Below are 22,085 nucleotides of genomic sequence, written 5' to 3' on the forward strand. Positions count from 1 at the left end.
GGCCGCTCGAAAATTACAAAATGACTACGCAATCCTGCGGAATTGGTGCGTAGCGTGCGCGATTACCACCGCCGGAGGTCGGGGTGTAAGTAGATCACGCGCGCCGTCGCGGCGTGCGCGTCGCCGCACGCCGGATACGCAGATGGTGAAGCAACGGTCGGCTGTCGTACGCCGGAACCTTCCCGCATGCGCGCGATTGAGAATCGTCGGGTCGCGATTTTCCAGCGGGAGCGGCGCATGAGCCAGGATCTCAAACAGCGGCTGAAGCAGGGCGGCAGAGATACGATGGAACGCGGCAAACGCGCCGCGGCCGAGCAAATCTCCGAGATCGCGGACGCCATCGATCGCGCCGGCGCGCAGCTCGATGAAACACAGCCCATGCTGGCCAGTTATGCGGCAAAAATAGCCGACGGCGTCGGTGACCTCGCAATGCATCTGCGCGAGGAAAGCTTCGAGGATTTATATCGCCGCACCCGGGTGCTGGCGATGCGCCATCCTGGAATGTTTCTACTGGGCAGCGCCGCGCTCGGCGTCGCGGTCGCTCGCTTCATGAAATCCACGGATATCGAAGGACGTCGGTTATGACATCGGCGTCGGAGACGGGCTCGCTCGCGGGCTTGCTCTCACGATTGATGGATGAGGCGCGGGCCCTGGCAAGAAACGAGATTGCGCTGGCCAGGGCCGAGGCCCGCGGCGCCATGCGCGATGTAAAGCTGAGCATCGCGCCGTTCGCCATTGCCGCCGGCGTGCTGTTCGCCGGTGCCTTGACCCTGGTGGCTACGTTGGTGCTGGCACTTTCCGAAGTGATGCGGCCGTGGCTGGCGGCGTTGATTGTCAGCATCGTGCTGCTGGCGGCCGGCTGGATGCTGTTGAAAGCTGGCCGGCGTAAATGGGCCCACCTCGGCGAACAGTTCGATCGAACTCAGGAATCGTTACACAAAGATGCGACGGTGGTCGCGCGGAGGACATCATGAACGCCACGACTGACAAGCGCAGCGCCGAAGATCTCGAGCGCCGGGGCGAGCAGATCCGCGCCGACCTGGATCGCACATTGGATGAGATCGGTCGCATATTCTCGTCCGGCGAGCTCGTCGACCGCTCCGTCGATTTTGTCCGCGACCGGGGGCCGGAGCTGTTGCGCGAGGCCGGAGCATCGATGCGTAGAAATCCCGGGCCGGTGTTGTTGACCGTGGCCGGTTTGATTTGGTGGGCGGGCACGTTGATGCGTTCGCGCTCCGAGGATCGTTGGGCTGCCCGTGATTATGTACCGGTGCGTGCCATCCGCAGGCGCACGCGCTACGCCCGGTCGCGATTGGATCGCGCGATGCATGAGCAACCGTTCACGCTCGGCGCTCTGGCACTCGCTGCGGGCGCACTGATCGGCGCTGTGTTACCGATGAGTCGTTATGAGAATAAATGGGTTGGACCGGTTCATGACGAGGCGATAGCCCGCGCGAAACTAGCCGGTCGCCGCGAATATGACGATCTGCGCCAGGCGGTGGCCGCGTCATTGGAGCGTCGCGCTAACGAGCTGCGCGGCTCCGCGCCTGTGCATCATTAAAGCAGTGGCTTGCCGCCAGTGACTGCGACGGTCGCGCCAGAAACATAACTGCTCTCGTCACTGGCGAGCATCACGTACACCGGTGCCAGCTCACAGGGCTGCGCCGGCCGTTTCATTGGATATTTCGCGCCAAACTCCCGAACTTTGTCCGCTTCCATGGAGGCCGGGATCAGCGGTGTCCACACCGGTCCGGGTGCGACGGTGTTTGCTCGAATGCCTTTTTCGGCGAGCAGCTGCGCGAGGCCGGCGGTGAAATTCTGGATCGCGCCTTTGGTGGTCGCATAGGCCAGCAACGTCGGGTTGGGAACATCGGCGTTGATCGATGCAGTATTGATGATACTGGCGCCTTCCTTCAGGTGCGGCATCGCGGCCTTGGTGATATAGAACATCGCCGAAAGATTGGTCGCGAGCGTCTTGTCCCATTCCTCATCGGGGATTTTTTCCAAGGCATCGAACGTCATTTGATGGGCGGCGTTGTTGACCAGAATGTCGATGTGGCCAAGCGTCTCGACCGCTTTTTTCACCAGCGTCCGGCAATGTTCGGCTTGCGCGATGTCGCCCGGTATCAACGCGCATTTGCGACCGGCTGATTCGACCAGCCGCTGCGTCTCACGCGCATCTTCATGCTCGTTGAGATAACTCACGACGACGTCGGCGCCTTCGCGTGCGAAGGCGAGCGCGACGGCGCGACCGATGCCCGAATCGGCACCGGTGATCAGCGCCTTTTTATCCGTCAGTCGATTCGCACCCTGGTAGCTGTCCTCGCCGTAGTCGGGCTCGGGGTTCATCGCCTTGCTCGAACCGGGCAGGGACTGCGCCTGTTTGGGGAAGGGCGGCTTGGGAAACTCTTTGCGCTTGCTCATGCCCGAAACAAGAGAGCGGCGTCATGCAAAGTTCCCGGGTGTCACGGCCGGATTTTACGCGCGCTCGGTGGCGATCAGGAGGACGACGCTCTCGTAGTTGAGCTGATGTAACCAGCGCAGCTCCGGGCGAGAGGCGACGCGGAGCAGGCCGGAAAGACCGGTCGCGCCGGAGGCGGTGGTCGCAGGCCCGCCGGCGCTTTGCAGTTCAGCTGTAGCGGCGAGCAGCTGAGTATCTGAAACGACGACAGAGCTCGCAGAGTACCGTTGCAGGATTCGCAGCGCCGGAGCTGAGGCCATGCCACAAGCGAGCATCGAAGCAGCAGTGTGCAGATTGCCTTTGATGAGCGTGGGTTTGCCGGCTCGCAATGCCTGTGCGACACAGGGCGCGGCGTCTGGCTCAACGACTAGAGACTTGCTCGGCCCGCGAAGCAACGGTTGCAGGCCTTCGACCATGGCCGCGGCCAATCCGCCGACACCGGCTTGCACAAACAAATGGGTCGGTCGTTCGAGTGACCTTTCCCGAAACTGGTCGATGAGCTCGTCCGCCAACAATCCATAGCCCGCCATCACGTCGTTGACGACGGGGCTGTCCTCATCGCTGGAAGTGTCTGAGATCAATAATCCTTCGCCTCGCTCTGCCGCCGCTTCAGCGGCGAGCACGGCGGCATCGTAAGTTCCGTTGATATGAACGAGCTCCGTTCCGAACGCTTGGATGCGAGCCGCGCGAGCGGCACTGACGTCTCGGGGTAGGAACACGGTGGCCCTGGTGCCGGCTTTGTTTGCAGCGGCCGCCACGGACAAACCGTGGTTGCCTTCGCTCGCACAGATCAATCGAGGCAGGGTTCGTGGCGATCCGGAGAAGAGTTCGCGTGGATCGGCCACACCGCTGGCGCTCGCCAGCGCACGAATGCCTGCAATCATTCCACCGAGCGCTTTGAAACTGCCGAGCGGCCGTTCACCCTCGACTTTGACGAACACCCGGCCGACGCCGGCCAACTGAGCGAGCGCGGGCAGTTCGAGTAACGGCGTGGGGCGGGCGTCCGGCCAAAGCAGCGCCCAGAGTGCTTTCAGGTCTTGCATGCCACGAGTATGGACGAGGCTTCGCAGCGGGCCGCCGCAATAAGGACGGCAACTTTGCAGTTAAACCGCTATCTGTCGTCCAAAGGCACCGGGATGGCCAGGCCTTGTTTGACCAGGTTCAGCACGACGTTGGTGGTGAACCGGCGCACGTTCGGATTCTCCTGGACCAGCTGCGACATCATCGCGTCGAAGCTTTCGGTGTCGCGCGCGGTGACGATGATCACGTAGTCGGTCTCGCCGGTGACATAAAAAGCCTGTTGAATCTCGCTGCGCTTCGTCAGCCATTCACGCAGCTGGGCCAGCAATTCCGGCCGCTCACGCTCGATCTCCAGCGACACGACAAAATAAGTCGGCCGCCCGACCGAGCGCGGATCGACGATCGCAGCGTCACGCGTAATGACGCCTTGCTCGCGCATTCGTTTCAAGCGCCGCTGAATGGCGGAAGGCGACAGGCCGACGTGCTCTGCCAATTGCTCTGCAGTTTGCGCGGAGTCCTGCTGGACCAGATTGAGAAGCTGACGGTCGAAGCGATCCAGATCCATGTCGGTTCAGAAAGCGATGGAGAGCGCGGAAAAACCGCAGCGAGCGTAATGGAATCGCGGCCGATGCGCGCTGTTGCACTTCTACCATCGTAGCCCACGTGACTATCGCGGTGAACCTGTCAATGAACGCGCCCCTGCAACTGTTGTATCAAACTCATTCCCCCTATGCCCGCAAGGTGCTGGTGTTTGCCCATGAGGCCGGGCTCGCCGGGGCGGTCGAAGTCATTCATCACGAAACCAGTCCGCTACGGCGGAATGAAGCCGTGTTTGCAGCCAATCCGCTCGGCAAGGTGCCGGTGCTGCTGCGGCCGGGGTTGCCTGCGATATTCGATTCGGACGTGATCTGCGCCTACCTCGACACGTTACATGCGGGCCCGAAGCTGATTCCGGCCGAAGGCGAGGCGCGTTGGCGTGCGTTACAAGTGCAGGCGATGGCGCAGGGCCTGGCCGACGCCGGCATCGCGATCCGTTGGGAGACGCAGCGTCGGCCGAAGGAACTGCGCTATCCGGCGTTGCGCGACGGCTATGTGGAGAAATTGCTCGCCAGCTATGACTGGCTGGAACGTGAATTCGATATCGAAGGGGTCGTCGACATCGGTCATATCGCGCTGGCCACTGCCTTGAGCTGGCTGGAATTTCGCGAGTTGCCGACCTTTCGGCACCGGCCGCGGCTGACACGCTGGTTCGATGAATTCAGCAAGCGCGGCTCCATGCTCGCGACCCCGCTGTGGGGTCAGACGCACGACTGAGCGTCCGGAGGCCCTCAATCGCCGTACGGCTCAAACAAGACATCCTTACAGTCAGTCGTGCGGTCCAAACGGGACATGCTTGCATTGAGTACGGCGATTGAGGGCCGGGACATGCTTGCATTGAGCCGTACGGCGATTGAGGGCCGGGACATGCTTGCATTGAGCCGCACGGCGATTGAGGGCCTCCGAAAAATATCCAACCTGCGCTGTCGGAACCGCGCCGGGTCACTCGTCCTTGGGCCAATAGTGGCGAAGGACGAGGAGACGTTAATGGCCCAGGCACAGACAAAGACAGCGACTCCCCTGATTCCGGCCGTCGAGCTCGCGGCCCGGAACAACATCAGCTTTCCGAATGAGAGCGCCGAATACCGCCGTGCGCGCAACGCATTGCTTGCCGAGGAGATCGAGCTGCGCCGTCACATCGAGCGCGTAGCGGAAATGCGCCGTGCGCTGCCGCTGGGCGGCGAGGTGAAAAAGAACTACCAGTTCCAAAGCGAGCGCGGCCCGGTGACGTTCGCCGACTTGTTCGGCGATAAGCAGACGCTGCTTGTTTACAGCTATATGTATGGACCGGAGCGCGCCCGGCCGTGTCCGATGTGTACTTCGTTGCTCAGCTCATGGGACGGCGAGGCACAAGACATCGAGCAGAACATCGCGCTCGCGGTCGTTGCGCAGTCGCCGATCGAGCGCCTGGTTGCATTCAAGAAAGAGCGCGGCTGGCGCAATCTCAAGCTCTACTCGGACACGAGCCGCGAATACAGCGTCGACTATCTGGCCAACACGCCCGAGTTCGCCGATACCGCCGCGGTCAATGTATTCACGAAGCGCGACGGCGTCATTCGTCACTTCTGGGCGGGTGAGATGGGCTTCGAGCAAGCCGACCCCGGCCAGGACCCGCGCGGCGCGCCCGATCTCATGCCGATCTGGACCGTGCTCGACTGCACACCGGAAGGTCGCAAGGCCGACTGGTACCCGAGTCTCGAGTATCCGCGCTAACTCAGCAGCCTGCGCGATGCGAGGTTGCGCATCAGGTCTGTGACACCGAAGGTCCAGGGAGGGACCCGGTCGCAGGTCGTGACTTTGTTGACCAGCGTGCCGAGCTTCTGCGAGGTGACGCGCACGACGTCGCCGACCTTGTGAGTAAAGCCGCGGCCCACCGTGTCGCGGTCCTGCGTCGGAGCGAACATCGTGCCGAGGAACAGCGCGAAGCCGTCCGGATAATCGTGATAGCTGAGGGTCTGTCGCACCAGCTCCAGCGGATCGCGACTGATCAACGACATGGAGCTGTCGCCATACAGCTGGAAGTTGTCCTCACCCAGCACTTCGAGTGAAACGACCGCTTTGCGCGCGTCGTCGATGCTGAAGGTGTCGTCAAACATTCGAATGAACGGACCGATGGCGCATGAGCCGGTGTTGTCCTTGGCTTTGCCGAGCAGCAACGCGCTGCGCCCTTCGATATCCCGCAAATTCACATCGTTGCCGAGCGTCACGCCCAAGGTCCGGCCGCGGCGATCGCAGGCGAGCACGATTTCCGGCTCGGGATTGTTCCAATGCGAATCGGGCCGGATGCCGATCCAGTCGCCCCAGCCCATGGACGACAGCAGCGGCGACTTGGTGAACACCTCGGCGTCGGGGCCGATGGCCACTTCCAGATATTGCGACCACAAGTTGTCGGCGATCAGCGCGGCTTTCAAACGAGCGGCGGCATCGGTGCCCGGCTGCACCGAGCGAATATCCGCGCCGACGCGTTGACTCAGCGCCGAACGGATCGAATGAGCCTGATCCGCATTGCCTCGCGCTCTTTCCTCGATCACGCGCTCGACCGCCGAGATCGCGAAGGTCACGCCGCAGGCCTTGATACATTGCAGATCGAAGGGGGCGAGCAGTCGAACTGCCGGGGTCCTTTCGTAAGCTCGGTCGATCGATAATTCTTCCAAGGGACCGAGGTCTTCGCCGGCCGGTGGGCTGCCTTGCCATTGGCTCAAGAGTTCTGAGACCGTGGCGGCGTGGCGCGAAACGTCGCGAACCCGGCCGCCAGTGATTACGACCGGGGTCGGGCCGTCTTGGAGTTGCAGTCGGCCGACCAGGGTGGCCGAGCGCCAGTCGCGGGGCAGGTCGGAAATCAGGGCAGGGGCGGTCATGCGACCTCCGTTAGCGCAGCTTCAGGGACTGATATATTATAATCACGATCTGATATACGAAGTGAAACCCCATGCCGGCCCGTGTTCAAGACCGCATCAGCCTACTGGGCTTTGGCAGTGCTGCCATCGGGAATCTGTACCGCCCGGTGACCGACGAACTGGCGTTCGCCACCGTCCAGACCGCGTTGACCGAAGGCGTTCTCTATATAGATACCGCGCCTCACTACGGCTTCGGGCTGAGCGAAAAGCGGCTCGGCGCCGCGCTCGCCGAGCTCGATCCGCGTCGGCGGGTGGTGATTTCGACCAAGGTGGGACGACGGCTCGATCCGCGGCCGGACGCCGATCTGAGCCAGGTGCGACAGGGGTTTGTCTCGCCCGAGCCCTTCGAAAGCGTGTTCGACTACAGCTACGACGCGGTCATGCGCTCTTATGAAGAGAGTCGTGCTCGCCTGCGCCGGGACATCGATGTTCTCTATGTCCATGATCTCGGGCGCTACGCCCATGGGGACAAGCACCCGAAACTGTTTGCCGAATTCATGGAGGGCGGCTATCGCGCGCTCCGGAAGCTGCGCGATGGCGGGGCGGTGAAGGCTATCGGGCTCGGCGTCAACGAGTGGCAAGTGTGCGAAGAGGCGCTGGCGCATGGCGACTTTGACATCATGCTGCTCGCCGGCCGTTACACCCTGCTCGAACAACGGGCACTCGAGACCTTTCTGCCGTTGTGTAAGCAGCGAAAGGTCTCAATCGTGGTCGGAGGCCCGTACAATTCCGGAATTCTTGCCCATGACGGGCGCAATGGAACGCGGAGGACGGGCCCCTTGATGTACGAGTATCAGCCGGCGCCGCCGGACATCGTCGCTCGGGTGTCGGCCATCGAAGCCGTTTGCGCTCGTCACGATGTACCGCTGGCCGCGGCCGCGCTGCAGTTTCCGCTGGCCCATCCGCAAGTGATTTCGGTGATTCCGGGCATGGGCAATCCGGATGAGGTGCACAGAGCGAAGGAGTGGCTGACGCTGCCGATTCCCGGCGCCTTCTGGGCCGAGTTGCGCGCTCAAGGACTGGTTCGACCCGATGCTCCGTTGCCGGTGACCGAATGATTCTCGCTTCGACCAAAGATTTCCGCCGGGCCGCCCAAAGTCGTCTGCCGCGTTTTCTGTTCGACTACATCGATGGGGGCGCCTACGACGAGCGCACCCTGGAGAAAAACGTCAGCGATCTGACCGAGATCGCGCTTCGGCAACGGGTGTTGCGCGATGTTTCCAAGATCGATCTGAGCACGACCCTGTTCGGTCGCAAGCTGTCGATGCCGGTGGTGCTCGGGCCGATCGGCATCTCGGGCATGTCCGCTCGACGCGGTGAGGTGCAGGCCGCTCAGGCCGCGTGCAATGCCGGCGTGCCGTTCACACTCTCGACGGTCTCGATCTGCTCGATCGAAGAAGTCGCGAAGAATTGTCCGGCGCCGATCTGGTATCAGCTGTATGTGATCAAAGACCGCGGCTTCATGCGCGAGATGTTGTCGCGGGCCAAGGCGGTTGGCGCGCAGGCCCTCGTGTTCACCGTCGACATGCCGGTGCCCGGCGCTCGTTATCGCGATGCTCATTCGGGCATGTCTGGCCGCGGTGCGCCGCTGCGTCGAGTGTTACAAGCGATGGGCAGGCCGCAGTGGTCTTGGGATGTGGGCGTACATGGTCGGCCGCATTCGCTGGGCAATCTCAAATCCGTGTTGGGCACCAAGAGCGGGCTCGGCGATTACATGGGCTGGCTGGGTGCGAACTTCGATCCCAGCATTCGCTGGGCCGATCTGGATTGGCTGCGACAGGAGTGGCAGGGGCCGCTCATCATCAAAGGCATTCTGGATCCGGAGGATGCGATCTCCGCTGCAAACATCGGGGCCGACGGCATCGTTGTTTCCAATCACGGCGGCCGTCAGCTCGACGGCGTGTTGTCATCGGCGCGGGCGCTGCCGGCAATTGCCGACGCGGTGAAAGGCAAGCTGACGATTCTCGCCGACTCGGGTGTGAGATCGGGCCTCGATGTGGTTCGTCTCATGGCCTTGGGCGCCGAGGGTGTCATGTTGGGCCGCGCCTGGGTATTCGCGCTGGCCGCGAATGGCGGCGCCGGTGTCAGTCAGTTGCTGGAGATTTTTGCGAAGGAAATGCGAGTCGCGATGGCGTTGACCGCCGTCTGCAATGTGAGCGAAATCGATCGCTCGATTCTCGCCTGACAAGGAGGCCGCCATGTCTCGTCCGACTCTGCTCATTACCCGTCGATTGCCGGCTTCGGTGCTGGAGCGGCTGCGCGCCAGCTATGAAGTGACCGTGAATCCCGACGATCGCCCGCTCGGGCGCGAAGCGTTGCTGATGGCGCTGCGAAGCTTCGACGCGCTGTCGCCGACGATCACGGACAAGCTGGATGCGGCGTTGTTACTCAACTCAGGATTGAGAACGCGCATCATCGCGAACTTCGGCGCGGGCTTCGAGCACATCGATCTGGAGGCTGCGAAGAAAGCGAACTTGATCGTTACCAACACGCCCGATGCGCTCACCGATGCGACCGCGGAGCTGACCGTTCTTCTGATCCTGATGGCGAGCCGTCGTGCCGGTGAGGGTGAGCGGTTGTTACGTGAAGGCAAGTGGACCGGCTGGGCGCCGACCCAATTGCTCGGCATGGATGTGAAGGGCAAGACCCTGGGCCTGATCGGTTTCGGTCGTATCGCCAAGGAAGCGGCGCGTCGTGCTCGGGCTGCGCTGGGCATGCGCATCGCTTATCACTCGCGCAGTCGGGCCAGTGCCGAAGAAGAAAGTGCGCTCGGCGCCGAGCATCATGCGACGCTGGAGAGTTTGCTCGCCGCATCTGACGTAGTGTCGCTGCATTGTCCGGGCGGGGCGGCCACGCGCCACTTGATCAACTCGAACACGTTGTCGCGAATGAAGTCGACGGCGATTCTGATCAACACGGCTCGAGGCAGCGTGGTCGACGAGGACGCGTTGGCGACGGCGCTTGCGCAACGACAGATCGCCGCGGCCGGCCTCGATGTGTATGAGCGCGAGCCGGCGGTGTCACCGGCACTGCAAGAGTTGGAAAACGTCGTCCTGCTGCCGCATTTGGGAAGCGCAACGCTGGAAGCGCGTACTGCCATGGGCATGCAAATGGCCGACAATCTGGACAGCTTTTTCGCCGGCCGAACGCCACCGAACCGTGTCGCCTGAATCGCAGTCCGCCGCTGACATCATCGCACATGCCATAGGCGCGCGGCTTGCCGCGCCATCGAAACGTCCGCTCGTCGTCGGGGTGTGCGGCAGTCAGGGCAGCGGCAAGAGCACGGTTTGCCAGACGCTGACGACCCGCTTCACGCAGGCGGGCCTCAAAGTCGCGAATCTTTCTCTCGATGATTTGTATTTGCCGCTCGCAGAGCGAGTCACGCTGGCGAGGCACGTGCATCCATTGCTTCGCACCCGCGGCGTGCCCGGCACGCACGATACGAAGCTGGGCGTTCACACGTTGAATGCGCTCGCGCATGGCGGACCAGTGCCGCTGCCTCGCTTCGACAAGTCCATCGACGATCGTCGCCCCAAGGCCCAGTGGGATTCAGTCGCAGGGCCGGCGCAGCTGGTGTTCTTCGAAGGCTGGTGCGTGGGCGCGCGGCCGCAATCGCTCGGGCCGTTGGATCAACCCGTGAATGCGCTCGAAGCGAATGAGGATGTCGATGGCCGGTGGCGTCGATATGTGAACGACGCGCTCGGCGGCGAGTATCAGCGGCTGTTTGGAAAGATCGACTTTCTGGTGCTGCTCGCGGCGCCGTCGTTCGACGTGGTGTTGAAGTGGCGCACTCAGCAGGAGCACGAGCTGCGCGAGCAGTCAGGAAACAAATCCGGTGTGATGACGGATGCGGAGCTGGCGCGCTTCATCCAGCACTACGAGCGTCTGACTCGTCACATCCTGATCGAGATGCCGGGCCGCGCCGATCTGGTGATTCGTCTGTCACCCGAGCGTGCCGTGCTCAGCCGGCACTCAAACCATGCCGAGAATCCGCTGTAGCGCGGCTTGGAAGTGACGGCCCAGCGCCGCCTCGGCCAGATCGGCATCGCGCTTCTGACACGCTTCGAGAATTTCCATGTGCTCGCGTAGCGTGCGCAATGCCAGCGGCGCGGTGATGCGCCGATCCAGCTTGATCAGAATCAAATAATTCTTCAGCCGCCGCGCGGTAGTCTCGATCAACGGATTGCGCAGGCTCGCCACCATCTCGCCGTGTAGGCGATCTTCCAGGGATTGCAGGGGCGCCAGATGTTCAGGCAACAATCCCTTGGCGCCGATTTGCTCGATCAACGACTGGTGGTCGTGAACCAGCGAGGCGATGGCGGCGGCATCGCCGTTCTCCGCATAAGTACGAGCCGCGGCGCGCTCGATGATGGAGCGGAATTGATAAGTACTGCGCGCGAGCTCCAGATCGGGCTTCAGGAACTCGATGCCGGCGCGCGGATGAATGGTCAACACGCCTTCCGCTTCGAGAATGCGCAAGGCATCGCGTAGGGGTTGCACTGGTACGCCGAGCATACGAACCAGGTCGCTCTGCGACAGGAACGCGCCGGTCGGCACCTTGCGATTGAACAAGCCTTCGAGAATGGCCTGATAAGCCACTTCGCTCAGGCGGCGGCCATCGGCTGTGGCTTCCACCTCTGAAGAGGCCTGGGGTGCAGGGCGCAGTTCCGCTTGCGGGGGTCGTCGGCTGGGCATGGCTGGATGATATATCACTGAGTTACGGGTTTTTCGCGCCGGCTGGCAACACTGCCCGCACATGCAAAATTTCCTGGCGCGGTCAGGGCTTGGAACGGACCTTCCTCCCGCGATTGACTGTACAGATGATCCTATTGAAATCTTATTTTGTCGATGTAATATATCAGTCAATCGATTCGCGATATTAATACGCGACAACCGTATCGCAGTCTGGGGGATGGCAATGGCACACGCGCATAAACGACGCTTTCGTCCGTACTTCTCTTCTTTGATCCCGGCGGCTTCGCTGGTCCTGGCTCACGGAGCCTTCGCTCAAGAAGCCGCGCCCGCGGCCGAACCTGCCGCGCAGAACACCGGCAGCTCGGAAGGGGGCCTCGAAGAAATCGTGGTCACCGGTCTGCGCAGCAGCTTGCAGCAGTCGGTGGAGATCAAGCGCACGGCCATCGGCTCGGTCGATGCCATCGCAACCGAAGATCTGGGCAAGTTGCCGGATCAAAACGTCGCCGAGTCCCTGCAGCGTATCAACGGCGTGACCATCGAGCGTAATCGCGGCGACGGTCAGTTCATCTCGGTGCGCGGCCTCGGTCCGCAATTCAACGTCGTCACATTGAACGGCCGCACGCTCGCCACCGAAAACGTCGGTCGCGAATTCAGCTTCGACGTGTTGCCGTCCGAGCTGATCTCCGGCGCCAATGTTTACAAGAGCCCGCAGGCCAACTTGAACGGCGCCAGCATCGGCGCGACCGTGGACATCAAGACGGTCCGGCCGCTGGAAGGCGATGGGTTCTCGGCCGGCGGTCAGCTGCGCACGATTTATAACGACCTCGCCGACGACTACGGTCCGTCCGCTTCGGGTCTGTTGAGCTTCCACAACGACGCCGGCGACTTCGGCGTGGCGCTGGTGGCCTCTTATGAGAAGCGCGATCTGCGCGATGACGAATTCACCATCGGCGCCGGCCATGTGAAGCGCGGCAGCGTGTCGCCGACCGATTATTTCTACAACCGCACCGGCCCGAACGTTGCGCCGTTCAGCAACGTCGATATGCCTTCGAACCTGTCGCCGTTCTTCGTGCTGAGCGAGCGCGAACGCACCGGCGTGAACCTGACCGTTCAATACAAGCCCGCCGACGAAGTGACCATGAGCCTGGACGGTTTCTACTCCAAGCTCGATCAGATGGATCACAGCACGGGCCTGGCCTATGACTTCAGCGGCGGCACGCTGGTGGAGCAGGTCGTCCAGGGCAACAAGGCCGTGTATCAGAAAATCGAGAACGGCTTCGTCGATCAGATCGTGACGCGCGCACCGCGCCTCACCGAAACCAAGCTGATCGGCTACAACATCGCATGGACGCCGGGCGACTTCCGCCTCGCGTTCGACGCATCGGCGTCCGAAGCTACGCGCGAAGGCAAAGAAGACAATTACTTCTCGACCATCCGCCGCACCGGCATGACGCTCGAATACGATCGTCGTAACGGCAGCCAGATCTACGATTACAGCTTCTCCAATCCGAACTACGCCAACGCCGCGACCGATCTGAGTCACATCGGTGCGCACTACGAGAACGACGGCGGCTCGGACTACAAGGACGAGACCAAAGAGTTCCGCCTCGATGGCTCCTGGGATGCGGGCACGGGCGTCGCGCTGTATGCCGGCATCGGCCGCGAAGAGCGTGACAAGACGATCGATACGATCAGCATGCCGTTCTCCTCGCAGTGTGCGTTCTGCGGCGGCGGTGTGTACGTGCCTATGCCGTCGAGCATTTTCCGCCCGACCAACATGGATTTCTTCTCCTCGCACAGCGGTAACGCGGTTCGCGACTGGGTGGATTACGACCCGCGCGTGCTCGTGAATGCGTTGCGTAACTATGTGCCGACGCCGGCGCAGCTGGCGGCCGGCTGGGTGGGCTACGTCGATCCGACGTTCGATCCGGCGCAGAGTTCGGTGGTCAGCGAAGACGTGAACCTCGCGTACTTCATGGTCGAGTTCAAAGGCGAGCTCGGCAGCCTGCCGTACTCGATCAACGCCGGCCTGCGTTATGAGCAGACCAAATTCACCTCCTCCGGCGCCGCTCAGACCTTGATCAGCGCTGTGCCGAACGGCTTGGGTCAGAACATAATCACGCTGTCGCCGGTGGTGCCGATCAGCTTCGACGGCGACTACCATGACTTCCTGCCGTCGTTGAACGTCAAGCTCGATCTCACCGACGACCTGGTGGCGCGCTTCTCGGCGTCGAAGGTGATGACGCGTCCGACGCTGTCGGATCTGTCGCCGGCGCAGACGATTCTCAGCAACCCGGGCAACGAGACCATCAATCGCGGCAATCCGGATCTCGATCCGTTCCGCGCCAAGCAGTTCGAAGTGGGCTTGGAGTGGTACTTCGCCGACCTGAGCGTGTTGTCGGGCGCGGCGTTCTACAAGGACATCGAGTCGTTCGTCGCCGATGCGACCACGCCGCAGCTGGTCGATCAGGTGGTGTTCCAGGTCACGCAGCCCGAGAACGGCAAGGGCGCCAAGGTGAAGGGCCTGGAGTTCGGTTATCAGCAGGTGTTCGACATGCTGCCGGCGCCGTTCGATGGCTTCGGCGTGCAGGCCAACTACACCTATGTGGAGAGCGATGCTTCGTACACCAACGTGGTGTCGGGCGCTTCGTTCGGCCTGCAGGGCCTGTCGCGCAACTCTTATAACTTCGTCGGCTTCTACGAGAAAGATCGGATCCAGGCACGACTCGCTTACACCTTCCGCGAGAACTTCCTGCAGGTGGCCAGCGGACGCAACGGCGATCCGGAATATTTCGACGACTACGGCCAGCTCGACGCCAGCTTCGGCTTCAAGGTCACGGATGCCATCACCGTGTCCCTCGAGGGCATCAATCTGAACGACGAGAAAGAGTTCATCTACTCGACGACAGCCGATCGCACGAAGGAATACCGCACGACCGGCCGCCGCTACATCCTGGGTGTGCGGACCACGTTCTGACGAGACGCATGATGAACATTGTCGACTTCCGTATCACCCGCTTTCAGTTCGCCCGCGATCGCGTCATCGGCGACAGTCAGGTGCGCGCCGACGACGTGCACCTGGCGACGCTGGAGCTGATCGGCGAGCGAGGGGAGACCGGCCTTGGCTTCGTGCAGTCGTTGTTTCATCCGCTGCCGGCCGAAGCCGAGATCGAGCGGGTGTTTCGCGAGGAAGTCTGGCCGAAGCTGCAAGGTCGCAAGGTCGAGGCTGTCGCGCATGCCGTGCGTCGGCCGCGCGGCGGCAACATTCGCAAGCTGACGCTTCCTTTCGAGGAAGCGCTTCAGCACGCGGTTTGGGATCTGTTCGCGAAGTCGGTGAAGCTGCCGTTGTGGGAGCTGCTCGGGGCCGAGCGCCGTGACGTGCAGGCGTATGCGAGCGGCCTCGACTTCCATCTGTCCGATGACGAATTCCAGAAGCTGTTCGCGCAGGCGGACGCGCAGGGATTCAAGGCCTTCAAGATCAAGGTCGGCCATCCGGACTTCGAGCGCGATCTGCATCGGCTCGCGTTGCTGAAGAAGGTCGTGCGCAAGGACGCATTGATCATGGTCGACGCCAACGAGGCCTGGCTGCCGAAGCAGGCGATTCGCAATCTGCTGACGATGCAGAAGGCGGGGCACGATATTTACTGGGTGGAAGATCCCATCCTGCGCGACGACTTCGCCGGCCTGAAGCTCATTCAAGACCAGTGCGGTCCGACGCTGGTGAACGCCGGCGAATATCTGGACGTGTCCGGCAAGCGCAAGCTGCTCGAGGCGCGAGTGTCCGATCTGCTCAACGTGCACGGTCATGTGACCGACGTGATGCGCATTGGCTGGCTCGCGGCCGACATGGGCGCGCGTATCACCATGGGCAACACGTTCCTCGAGCTGGGTGTGAATATGGCGCTCGCCTTGCCGGGCGTGGAGTGGGTGGAATACTCGTTCCAGAATTTCGAGCACCTGGTCGAGCAGCCGTATGAGATTCGCGATGGACGGATCTGGGGCTCGAACCAGCCCGGCCACGGACTTGTCATCAGCGAGCTGGCCCGTCGCACCTGGCGCCGGCCGGACGTGCTGGCCCGCGCCGAGCTGGGGCATGTGCCGCCTCAGCAGCGCTTGCAACACGTGGGGTAACGGCGCTTCGCTCACTGGAAGCTTGCCAGGCCAGCCGTCAAAACCAGCCGTCAAACCAGCTAAGATGAGCTCCGTGTTGACCGATCCAGTCTCCAGTGGCGCCGCCCCGGCCCAGCAGGCCGCCGTGGATACGTATGCTCACGTCAGCGGTTCGCGCCGCTGGTTGCTGCTGGGCTCGCTGACGACGGTCTTCTTCATCCTGCTGGCTCTGTACTGCGCCGTGCTCTCGGTGCTGCTGCCAAATCAGATCCAGGCCATCGATCCCGCGAACAAGGCGCGCGATCTTGCGATCGTGTTCGCGGTCACTTCGATCTTCAGCACGTTGACGACGCCGATTGCCGGTGCGCTCTCCGATCGGACGCGCAGCCGCTGGGGTCGACGTACTCCTTGGATCGCCGTGGGCGCGGTGGTCGGTGCGTTGTGTTTGTTTGCTGCTTCTCAGATGAGGCAGCTGTGGTCCATCACGTTCTTCTGGGTCGGCGCGACGGTTGCTTTGAACTCGATGCAGGCCGCGTTGACGACCATCGTCGCGGATCGATTTCCTGAGAAAGAGCGCGGCACGGTGTCGGGCTTCGTTGGCGCAGGCATGACGGCGGGCGGCACGATCGGCATCGTGGTCGCGGGCTACATGGCATCGACACTGACGCTCGCGTATCTATTGTTTGCTGTTGCTATCGCGGTAGGCTGCGTGGCCTTCGTGCTCTTGAATCCCGAGCCGCGCTACCACGGCGCTGCGCCGAGCTCGATGCAACTCGGCGCGTTCTTCAAAAGCTTCTGGATCAGCCCGCGTCAGCATCCCGATTTCGCCTGGGCGTTCTGCGGACGCTTCGCCATCTACATGGGCTACCAGGGCATCGTCACGTATTTGCTTTATATCTTGCAGGACTACATCGGCCTGTCCCTCGACAATGCGAATCGCATGATTGCGACCTTGTCGACGGTCACGTTCATCGCGCTGGTGATCGCAGGGCTCGGGTCCGGTTTGTTGTCCGACGCCATCGGCCGTCGCAAGCCGCTGGTTTTTCTTTCCAGCCTCATCATGGGCATCGCGCTCACCGTGCCGCTGGTGCTCGACACCGTGCCCGGCATGTTGTGGTACGCGGCACTGATGGGCATCGGCTACGGCGCGTTCATGTCGGTGGATATGGCGCTCATGACCCAGGTGTTGCCGAAGTCGCTGAGCGGCGAGGGCAGCGAGTCCACCGGCAAGGACCTCGGCATTCTCACCAGCGCCGTCAATGTGCCGCAGATCCTGAGCCCGGTCTGGTGTGCCTGGTTGCTGAACCTGTCCGGCAACAACTATCAGTGGCTGTTCATTTCGGCGATGGTGTTCGTCTTCGCCGGCTCATTCTTCGTGCTGCCCATCAAGTCCGTGCGCTGAGCGCAGCCGGTTGGAGATTTCGATGTCGAGGCTTGTTAACAAAGTTGCATTGGTGACCGCCGCCGCTCAAGGCATCGGTCGCGCCACCGCCGAGCTGTTCGCTCGCGAAGGCGCTCGGGTCATTGCCACCGACATCGATGCGGGCAAGCTGTCCGAGCTGCAAGGCGTTGAAACGCGTCGGCTCGACGTGCGATCCGCGGATGCCATCAATGCGCTCGCTGCTGAACTCGGCACGGTCGATGTCATCTTCAACTGCGCGGGCATCGTGCACGCCGGCACCATTCTCGAGTGCGATGACAATGCGTGGAGCACATCCGTCGATCTGAATGTGACGCCGATGTATCGAATCATTCGTGCCTTCCTGCCGGAGATGCTCGATGCCGGCGGCGGCTCGATCATCAACATGTCCTCGATCGCCGGCTACAAGGCGGTGCCGAATCGTTTCGCCTACTCGGCGACGAAGGCCGCGATCATCGGCCTCACCAAGTCTGTCGCGGTGGATTACATCTCGCGCGGCATTCGTTGTAACGCGATCTGTCCGGGCACGGTCGATACACCGTCGCTGCATCAGCGCATGCAGGCGACCGGCGATTACGAAGCCGCGCACAAAGCCTTTATTGCCCGTCAGCCCATGGGTCGATTGGGCACAGCCGAAGAGATCGCGCTGCTTGCGCTGTATCTGGCCAGCGACGAATCGAAGTTCGTCACCGGTCAGACACACACCATCGATGGTGGCTGGACCGCATGACCACGACGCGGCGAATGTGCTTCGCGGTCGACCTTCGGGACGATCCCGAGGTCATCGCCAGTTACAAACGCTGGCACGCGCCGGGCGGGCCGCCGGCGGGTGTGACGCGGTCGCTGCGTGAAGGCGGCATCGCCGTGCTCGAGATTTATCTGATCGGCAATCGACTGTTCATGATCATGGATGTCGATGCGCGCTATTCGCCGGAAGCCAAAGAGCGTGCGGATGCGACCAATGCCGATGTGCAAGCGTGGAATCAGTTGATGGACACGCTTCAGCAAGCGCTGCCGTTTGCGAAGCCCGGCGTGAACGCCGGCAAGTGGCAACCGATGGAGTGCATCTACTCCCTCGCTGCGCAGCCCTGACCCATTTTCTTTTTGCGATCGAGTGAGCTTATGAAACTGCTTCGTTACGGCCTGCCGGGCCAGGAAAGACCAGGGCTGCTGGATGCCACGGGCAAGATCCGCGACTTGAGCGGAGTCGTCACCGACATCGGCGGCGACACATTGACGCCCGCCGGTCTCGATAAGCTGGCATCGCTCGACACATCGAAGCTGCCCGTTGTGGACAGCAAAGTGCGGCTCGGTGCGTGCGTGGGCCGCATTGGCAAGTTCATTTGCATCGGCTTGAACTTCTCCGATCACGCGGCCGAATCGAACCTGCCCATTCCCGCCGAGCCCGTGGTGTTCGGCAAATGGACCAGCGCCGTCGTCGGCCCGAACGATGACATCGAGATCCCGCGCGGCTCGCAGAAGACCGATTGGGAAGTCGAATTGGGCGTCGTCATCGGTAAGGGCGGTCGCTACATCGAAGAAGCCGACGCGCTCTCGCATGTGGCCGGCTACTGCGTGATCAACGATGTCTCCGAGCGCGAGTTTCAGCTCGAGCGCGGCGGCACGTGGGACAAAGGCAAAGGTTGCGACACGTTCGGTCCGACCGGCCCGTGGCTGGTCACCAAAGACGAAGTGCCCGATCCGCATACGTTGGGCATGTGGTTGGAAGTGGACGGCAAGCGCTATCAGAACGGCAACAGCTCGAACATGATCTTCCGCATTCCGCGCATCATCAGCTATCTGAGCGGCATGATGAGCTTGCAGCCCGGAGATGTGATTTCCACCGGCACACCCGCGGGCGTCGGTCTCGGTTTCAAGCCACCGATTTATCTGCGGCCGGGCAACGTCATTCGCCTCGGCATCGACAAGCTCGGTGAGCAGCGTCAGGTCGTGAAGGCATACGGTGCCTGATGCGCGTCGATTCGCACATTCATTTCTGGCGCTTTGATCCGCGGGAGTATCCGTGGATGAGCGCGGATATGCAGGCGCTGAAACGCGATCGCCTGCCGGAGGATGTGCGCCCGTTGTTGGATCAGGCGCGCATCGACAGTTGTATCGCCGTGCAGGCACGCATGAGCGAGCCGGAGACGGATTTCCTATTGGATCTCGCGATTCGCTATCCGTGGATTGCCGGTGTCATCGGTTGGGTGGATCTGTGCGACGAGCGGCTGGCTCGACGATTGGAGCGCTGGGCGTCGCAGAAGAAGCTCATCGGCTTTCGTCATGTGCTTCAGGGCGATCCCAACGCCGGTGCCTTGGTGTCGAGCGCCGCGTTCGAGCGCGGCGTGGCGCTGATTCAAAGCCGAAAGATGATTTACGAGCTGCTGGTCTCTGCCGACCAGTTTCCTGCGATTACGCCGTTCTCGCGTAAGAGCGATCAACATTGGCTGGTGCTCGATCACCTCGGCAAGCCGGATGTTCGCCATCGACAGATCGATTCGTGGCGGCGGGATCTCGCGGCGATCGCGGCATTACCTCATGTCGTCTGCAAGTTGTCGGGATTGGTTACTGAAGCCAACGACGCTGCTGGCAAGTTCGACGCCGACCATCTGCGCGACTATCTCGACGTTGCGTTGGAGATGTTCGGGCCGCGGCGCTTGATGTTCGGTTCCGACTGGCCGGTGTGCCTGTTGGTTTCTGAGTACGCCGAGGTTGCCGACATCATCGAGCGCTGGTCGTCGCGACTTTCCGCGGCGGATCGCGAGTGGATCTGGGGCAAGACGGCGGCCCAAGTTTACGGTCTGGCGGCGAGGGGCAATCATGGTTGAGCTCTACGGGCATTCGAACTCACGACGCGACGTGTCCGCGCATGCCGGCATGTTGTCTCAGTTCGCTGGCGTGCGATTGATGGAGCTGTCGGATGGCGTGGAACGCGGCATTCGTATGCTCGAGTTTCGCACCGGCACCGGCTTGCGCTTCACCGTGCTCGTCGATCGCGCGCTCGACATCGCCGAGTGCGAGCACAAAGGCCGCGCGATTGGATGGCATTCGCCGACAGGCTTTCGTCATCCCGGTTTGCATGAATATGAAGGCGAGGGCGGGCTGTCGTGGCTGCGCTCGTTCTCTGGTTTGATTGTGACGTGCGGCCTGGATCACATCCTGTTCATGGATGACGACGATGCCAGTCAGTACGTCTACGGCCCGCGCACGTCGGTGAAGTCATCGCTGCATGGTCGTATCGGCACGATCCCGGCTCGTCTCACCGGTTACGGCGAGCGTTGGGATGGCGATGAGTGCACGCTGTGGTGTGAAGGCATCGTGCAGCAGTCCGCTGTGTTTGGCGAGGACCTGCAGCTGATTCGTCGCATCGAGGCCAAGGTTGGTTCCGATGAGATTCGATTGATGGATCGCGTCGTGAATCATGGCTTCTATCGCACGCCTCACATGCTCTGCTACCACATCAACGTGGGGCATCCGGTGCTCGCCGAAGGCTCACGCTATCTCGCGCCAATTCGCGATGTTGTGTGGGCGGCGCATGCAGGTGAGAAATATCGCGCGCAGGGCGTTGGTTATCGGCAGTTGCCTGCGCCGAAGATGGGCTTTCACGAGCAGGTGTGGCAGCACGAGATGGCGGCGGATGCTGCCGGCAATGTGCCGGTCGCGCTTGTGAACGATGCGATTGGGTTTGGATTCCAGGTTGAGACACGCAAGGAACAGTTTCCTTGTCAGTACGAGTGGCAGAACCTGCAGGCGGGCCAGTACGCGCTCGGCATCGAGCCGTCGACGCATCATGTGCTCGGCAAGCAGTTCGCCCGTCAACGCGACGAGATGATCTGGCTGGAGCATGGCGACGAGCGTCGCTATGACACGGTATTCAAAGTGCTCGATGGCGCGGCCGCTATTGGCGCCGCGGAGAAACGGATTCGGTCCATCGCTGAGCAACCGAAAGAGGATTATCCGGCGCCGTCGGGTGAGTACCGGAAGATCCCGGGGCGGACGGCATGAACCAGTTCCTCTTCGTGCGGCGTTCCGCACCGGCGGGGCGCGCCGGTAGCGCGCTATCGCGCGTACCGGAATTCAGGATCAATTGCGCCGGCGACGGGCTCGTCTGTAGCACGCAGGTGACTTCATGAGCATCTCCGGCAAAACCATTCTCTATACCGGCGCAGCCGGCGGCTTGGGCCTGGCGACGACAGTCGCGTTTCTTGATCGTGGCGCGACGGTGGTTGCGGTCGACAACAACGCGGAAAAGATCGCTGCACTGGAAGCGGCGGTTCCATCGGCGGCACGGTCGCGCTTGAAGGTCCTGCGCTCGAATCTCGGCGACCTCGCGGCGTTCCGTTCTGACATCGAAGCGATGGCAAAGAGCGTCGGCGGCTATGACGTGGTGATCAACAACGCGGCCATCTATCCCGCGAAGCCGTTCGAGCAATTCACCGTAGAGGAACATCAAGCGGTTCAGCGGGTGAACGTTGATGCCGGCATCGTTGCGGTTCAAGTCGCTCTGCCCAGCATGCGGGCGAAACAGTGGGGCCGCATCATCAACGTCAGCAGCGTCACGTTCTACGGCGGCTGGGCCCTTCTCTCGCCGTACGTCGCATCGAAAGCGGCACTAGTCGGCTTGACCCGCGCATGGGCGCGAGAGTTTGGCGAGTACGGCGTAACCGTGAACGCAATTGCTCCGGGCGCCTTCCCGACCGACGCGGAAAAGATCCATCCGGATCCGGAAGGCTACACCCGCTTCGTGCTCGAGCGTCAGGCCGTCAAACGTCGCGGCAGCCCGCTCGACATCGCAAACGCATTGGCTTTTCTCGCCTCCGACGAGGCGGGCTTCATCACCGGCCAGACGTTGAACGTCGACGGCGGCTGGGTGATGCATTAAGGA

At 62.1% G+C, this 22,085-nt stretch carries 23 protein-coding genes; 18 read left to right on the forward strand and 5 right to left on the reverse strand.

The genetic code is table 11. From position 1 onward, the window contains the following. Window positions 1-237 precede the first annotated feature (237 nt). From ACFPN2_RS20685 to ACFPN2_RS20695, 3 genes are read left to right on the forward strand one after another with little or no spacing between them, the layout of a single operon-like run. Complete coding sequence (locus tag ACFPN2_RS20685) at window positions 238-585, forward strand: hypothetical protein (protein ID WP_380599946.1); 348 nt, start codon at window positions 238-240, stop codon at window positions 583-585. Then, window positions 582-974: a phage holin family protein gene (locus tag ACFPN2_RS20690; protein ID WP_380599948.1), complete on the forward strand. Its 393-nt coding sequence runs from the start codon at window positions 582-584 to the stop codon at window positions 972-974. Before ACFPN2_RS20685 ends, ACFPN2_RS20690 begins: the two co-directional genes overlap by 4 nt. Continuing rightward, window positions 971-1,561: a DUF3618 domain-containing protein gene (locus ACFPN2_RS20695; RefSeq protein ID WP_380599950.1), complete on the forward strand. Its 591-nt coding sequence runs from the start codon at window positions 971-973 to the stop codon at window positions 1,559-1,561. The genes ACFPN2_RS20690 and ACFPN2_RS20695 overlap by 4 nt, the downstream gene beginning before the upstream one ends. Here the strand turns inward: ACFPN2_RS20695 and ACFPN2_RS20700 are convergent. From ACFPN2_RS20700 to ACFPN2_RS20710, 3 genes are all read right to left on the reverse strand, one after another. Further along, on the reverse strand, window positions 1,558-2,424 hold the full coding sequence (locus ACFPN2_RS20700; protein ID WP_380599952.1) for an SDR family oxidoreductase: 867 nt from the start codon (window positions 2,422-2,424) through the stop codon (window positions 1,558-1,560). The genes ACFPN2_RS20695 and ACFPN2_RS20700 overlap by 4 nt on opposite strands. A gap of 54 nt (window positions 2,425-2,478) precedes the next feature. Beyond that, window positions 2,479-3,504 (reverse strand): pyridoxal-phosphate dependent enzyme, encoded by a 1,026-nt coding sequence (locus ACFPN2_RS20705; RefSeq protein WP_380599954.1) that lies wholly within the window; start codon window positions 3,502-3,504, stop codon window positions 2,479-2,481. A gap of 68 nt (window positions 3,505-3,572) precedes the next feature. Next, window positions 3,573-4,046, reverse strand: a complete 474-nt coding sequence (locus tag ACFPN2_RS20710) for an Lrp/AsnC family transcriptional regulator (RefSeq protein WP_380599956.1) — start codon at window positions 4,044-4,046, stop codon at window positions 3,573-3,575. Between the two features lie 134 nt (window positions 4,047-4,180). On the opposite strand from ACFPN2_RS20710, the gene ACFPN2_RS20715 reads away from it, so the two are divergent. Then, the gene (locus tag ACFPN2_RS20715; protein ID WP_380600194.1) at window positions 4,181-4,795 is read left to right on the forward strand and encodes a glutathione S-transferase; all 615 of its coding nucleotides are present in this window, start codon (window positions 4,181-4,183) and stop codon (window positions 4,793-4,795) included. A gap of 270 nt (window positions 4,796-5,065) precedes the next feature. Continuing rightward, a complete protein-coding gene (locus tag ACFPN2_RS20720; RefSeq protein ID WP_380599958.1) occupies window positions 5,066-5,791 on the forward strand; it encodes a DUF899 family protein in 726 nt (241 codons plus the stop codon). On the opposite strand, the gene ACFPN2_RS20725 is transcribed toward ACFPN2_RS20720, so the two are convergent. After that, on the reverse strand, window positions 5,788-6,936 hold the full coding sequence (locus ACFPN2_RS20725; RefSeq protein WP_380599960.1) for a fumarylacetoacetate hydrolase family protein: 1,149 nt from the start codon (window positions 6,934-6,936) through the stop codon (window positions 5,788-5,790). The genes ACFPN2_RS20720 and ACFPN2_RS20725 overlap by 4 nt on opposite strands. Before the next feature lie 71 nt (window positions 6,937-7,007). On the opposite strand from ACFPN2_RS20725, the gene ACFPN2_RS20730 reads away from it, so the two are divergent. From ACFPN2_RS20730 to ACFPN2_RS20745, 4 genes are read left to right on the forward strand one after another with little or no spacing between them, the layout of a single operon-like run. Then, window positions 7,008-8,033, forward strand: a complete 1,026-nt coding sequence (locus tag ACFPN2_RS20730; RefSeq protein WP_380599962.1) for an aldo/keto reductase — start codon at window positions 7,008-7,010, stop codon at window positions 8,031-8,033. Continuing rightward, entirely contained in the window at window positions 8,030-9,160 is a 1,131-nt protein-coding gene (gene lldD, locus ACFPN2_RS20735; protein WP_380599964.1) for an FMN-dependent L-lactate dehydrogenase LldD, read from the forward strand. Before ACFPN2_RS20730 ends, lldD begins: the two co-directional genes overlap by 4 nt. A 13-nt stretch (window positions 9,161-9,173) precedes the next feature. Then, entirely contained in the window at window positions 9,174-10,145 is a 972-nt protein-coding gene (locus ACFPN2_RS20740) for a 2-hydroxyacid dehydrogenase (RefSeq protein WP_380599966.1), read from the forward strand. Continuing rightward, window positions 10,135-10,974, forward strand: coding sequence for a kinase (locus ACFPN2_RS20745; protein WP_380599968.1), 840 nt, complete (start codon window positions 10,135-10,137; stop codon window positions 10,972-10,974). The genes ACFPN2_RS20740 and ACFPN2_RS20745 overlap by 11 nt, the downstream gene beginning before the upstream one ends. Here ACFPN2_RS20745 and ACFPN2_RS20750 read toward each other — a convergent pair. Next, complete coding sequence (locus ACFPN2_RS20750) at window positions 10,948-11,610, reverse strand: GntR family transcriptional regulator (RefSeq protein WP_380599970.1); 663 nt, start codon at window positions 11,608-11,610, stop codon at window positions 10,948-10,950. The two genes, ACFPN2_RS20745 and ACFPN2_RS20750, sit on opposite strands and share 27 nt — an antisense overlap. A gap of 283 nt (window positions 11,611-11,893) precedes the next feature. On the opposite strand from ACFPN2_RS20750, the gene ACFPN2_RS20755 reads away from it, so the two are divergent. From ACFPN2_RS20755 to ACFPN2_RS20795, 9 genes are all read left to right on the forward strand, one after another. Continuing rightward, the gene (locus tag ACFPN2_RS20755) at window positions 11,894-14,647 is read left to right on the forward strand and encodes a TonB-dependent receptor (protein ID WP_380599972.1); all 2,754 of its coding nucleotides are present in this window, start codon (window positions 11,894-11,896) and stop codon (window positions 14,645-14,647) included. Window positions 14,648-14,658: 11 nt separating this feature from the next. After that, complete coding sequence (locus ACFPN2_RS20760) at window positions 14,659-15,801, forward strand: mandelate racemase/muconate lactonizing enzyme family protein (RefSeq protein ID WP_380600196.1); 1,143 nt, start codon at window positions 14,659-14,661, stop codon at window positions 15,799-15,801. Between the two features lie 64 nt (window positions 15,802-15,865). Further along, a complete protein-coding gene (locus tag ACFPN2_RS20765) occupies window positions 15,866-17,182 on the forward strand; it encodes an MFS transporter (RefSeq protein ID WP_380599974.1) in 1,317 nt (438 codons plus the stop codon). 22 nt (window positions 17,183-17,204) lie between these two features. Continuing rightward, the gene (locus ACFPN2_RS20770; protein WP_380599976.1) at window positions 17,205-17,930 is read left to right on the forward strand and encodes an SDR family oxidoreductase; all 726 of its coding nucleotides are present in this window, start codon (window positions 17,205-17,207) and stop codon (window positions 17,928-17,930) included. After that, on the forward strand, window positions 17,927-18,292 hold the full coding sequence (locus tag ACFPN2_RS20775) for an L-rhamnose mutarotase (RefSeq protein WP_380599978.1): 366 nt from the start codon (window positions 17,927-17,929) through the stop codon (window positions 18,290-18,292). Before ACFPN2_RS20770 ends, ACFPN2_RS20775 begins: the two co-directional genes overlap by 4 nt. A gap of 30 nt (window positions 18,293-18,322) precedes the next feature. Next, complete coding sequence (locus tag ACFPN2_RS20780; RefSeq protein ID WP_380599980.1) at window positions 18,323-19,171, forward strand: fumarylacetoacetate hydrolase family protein; 849 nt, start codon at window positions 18,323-18,325, stop codon at window positions 19,169-19,171. Beyond that, window positions 19,171-20,028, forward strand: coding sequence for an amidohydrolase family protein (locus tag ACFPN2_RS20785; RefSeq protein WP_380599982.1), 858 nt, complete (start codon window positions 19,171-19,173; stop codon window positions 20,026-20,028). The genes ACFPN2_RS20780 and ACFPN2_RS20785 overlap by 1 nt, the downstream gene beginning before the upstream one ends. Further along, entirely contained in the window at window positions 20,021-21,205 is a 1,185-nt protein-coding gene (locus ACFPN2_RS20790; protein WP_380599984.1) for an aldose 1-epimerase family protein, read from the forward strand. Before ACFPN2_RS20785 ends, ACFPN2_RS20790 begins: the two co-directional genes overlap by 8 nt. Window positions 21,206-21,329: 124 nt before the next feature. Then, a complete protein-coding gene (locus ACFPN2_RS20795) occupies window positions 21,330-22,082 on the forward strand; it encodes an SDR family NAD(P)-dependent oxidoreductase (RefSeq protein ID WP_380599986.1) in 753 nt (250 codons plus the stop codon). The last annotated feature ends 3 nt before the right edge of the window (window positions 22,083-22,085 follow it).

Origin of the sequence: Steroidobacter flavus (assembly GCF_042651805.1) — a bacterium.
GTDB classification, from domain to species: Bacteria; Pseudomonadota; Gammaproteobacteria; order Steroidobacterales; family Steroidobacteraceae; genus Steroidobacter; species Steroidobacter flavus.